Genomic DNA, 2,108 nt, shown 5'->3' on the forward strand with positions numbered 1-2,108 from the left:
TCTAGGACTAAAGCGCCGTTATTCAGTCCCAACTAAGCCCCCCTTTGTTGCAGAGTACCTCAATTTAAGTGTTAAATAGATTAACGTAATCGTTAAATGACAGCTGTTTGTCAAAATCACCCTTTAATGCTTCTCGATATAAACTATGCCCAAAAAAACAATTAGTTCCCGGAAAGGACGTTTTATCAAATTAGCTGGAATGACAGCCTCTGTAGCCGGTCGTTATGCCTCTGACCGGGTCAAGTCGGTTTTTAAATCTGATGATAATGCTGCCTTAAGTAAACGCGAAACCTATTCTAAAATGGCTGGTGATGTCGTCGATACTTTAGGTGAGCTTAAGGGGGCTGTGATGAAAATCGGACAGATCGCATCACAAACTCAAGATTTATTGCCCAAAGAGTTTTCAGAAGCATTAGTAAAACTCCAGAAAGAAGCGCCCCCAGTTGAATTTAGTATAATTAAGGCTCAGATTGAGCTCCAGTTAGGCGCGCCTTTGGATGAGCTTTACAGTCGTTTTGATGAAGAGCCGCATGCCGCTGCTTCAATTGGGCAGGTTCATCGTGCCTGTACTAAGCAAGGGCAAGAAGTTGTCGTCAAAGTTCAGTATCCAGGGGTTGCTGAGTCATGCGACTCTGATTTAAAGCAGTTGAGGTTAGCGCTTAAGCTAGGTGGCTTGCTGAAGATGCCAAAAGAAAGTGTTGACGCTCTATTTGCCGAGATTAGGGATCGTTTACATGAGGAGCTCGATTATAATAATGAGGCTGCAAATATTGCGATGTTTCAAAGTTTTCATGATAAGCATCCAAAGATACTCATTCCATCGGTTATCGAAGACTTATCAAATAGGCATATTCTAACGATGGAATACCTACCAGGAGACGATATACAAGCACTAAAGCGTGAGCAGTATACTCAGGATCAGATCAATCAACTCGGCGAAAGACTATTTGAAGTTATGGCTGAGCAGCTATTTGACTTCAAACAGATTCATGGCGACCCGCACCCCGGTAATTTTGCTTTTCGAAAAGACGGTTCAGTTATTGTTTATGATTTTGGTTGTATTAAAACGCTTAAGCATGAAGTTTTAGCAGCCTATAAAGATGCGATTGTTGCTAGTTTGGCGGAAGATTATGATGCGCTAGATGATGCGCTTATTAGATTAGGTGCGCGGGTCGAGAGTAAACCTTCACCAGGTTCAGACTACTACAAAGTTTGGCGGAATATTTTATTTGAGCCCTTTCTGACAAATGACGACTATGACTATGAATCTGCTTCTTTGCATATCGAAGCGGCCAAACAAACTCATTTGTTCTTTAAACATATGTCGCACTTTAGCCCGCCGGTTGAAAGCTTATATATTGACCGGATGATAAGTGGTCAGTACTGGATACTCAAAAGTATGGGGGTTAAGGCGGAATTCCGTTCTAAGTTGGCCCCTTATCTGCAAGGCTGATTAAGCTATGCTTCACTGAGTATTTGTTTAGCAATAATAATGCGCTGTATTTCACTGGAACCTTCGTAGATTGTTGTTACGCGTGCATCACGAGTAAGACGCTCTATAGGATAATCTTTAATATAGCCATTGCCTCCTAACAACTGCAGTGCTGTATAACAAGCTTTGTTGGCGGCTTCTGTTGAAAATAGCTTGGCCATTGATGCCTGTTTTGAAAACGGCGCGCCAGAATCTTTTGTGTAGGCCGCGCTCATAAGGAGCAAACGTGCAGCTTCTAGTTCTGTGTAGGTGTCCGCTAACATCCACTGGATACCTTGAAAGTTCGCGATTGCCTTGCCAAATTGCTCACGTTCTTTTGTGTATATCGTTGCATAGTCGATGGCTGCCTGAGCAATACCAAGTGCTAATGAGCCGACGCCTATTCTGCCGCCGGCCAGTTCGCCAACGGCGACACGATAGCCTTTGTTTAGATCACCCAAAAGTGCACTGTCATCAATGTTGCAGTTATCGAAACTAAGCTGACAAGTAGAAGAGGCTTTTTGTCCCATCTTTTGTTCGGGTTTTCCTATTATTAGGCCGGGAGTCCCCGCCTCGACAAGGAAACAAGAAATGCCTTTTCCTTTTGCCGCACTCTTATCCGTCAGAGCCCAGACAA

The 2,108-nt window shown here is 43.4% G+C and carries 2 protein-coding genes; one reads left to right on the forward strand and one right to left on the reverse strand.

Annotated elements, in window-relative coordinates; genetic code table 11:
• Nucleotides 1–145: 145 nt before the first annotated feature.
• Complete coding sequence (locus A3757_RS17185) at nucleotides 146–1,453, forward strand: AarF/ABC1/UbiB kinase family protein (protein WP_068512650.1); 1,308 nt, start codon at nucleotides 146–148, stop codon at nucleotides 1,451–1,453.
• Between the two features lie 5 nt (nucleotides 1,454–1,458).
• On the opposite strand, the gene A3757_RS17190 is transcribed toward A3757_RS17185, so the two are convergent.
• On the reverse strand, nucleotides 1,459–2,108 hold a 650-nt coding region (locus A3757_RS17190; protein ID WP_255374992.1), incomplete at its 5' end, for an acyl-CoA dehydrogenase family protein.

This window comes from Oleiphilus sp. HI0117, from assembly GCF_001635235.1.

What these genes read in the sequence shown, in the direction of transcription:
- A3757_RS17185 (WP_068512650.1), top strand. Translation starts at nt 146, where the DNA reads ATGCCCAAAAAAACAATTAGTTCCCGGAAAGGACGTTTTATCAAATTA.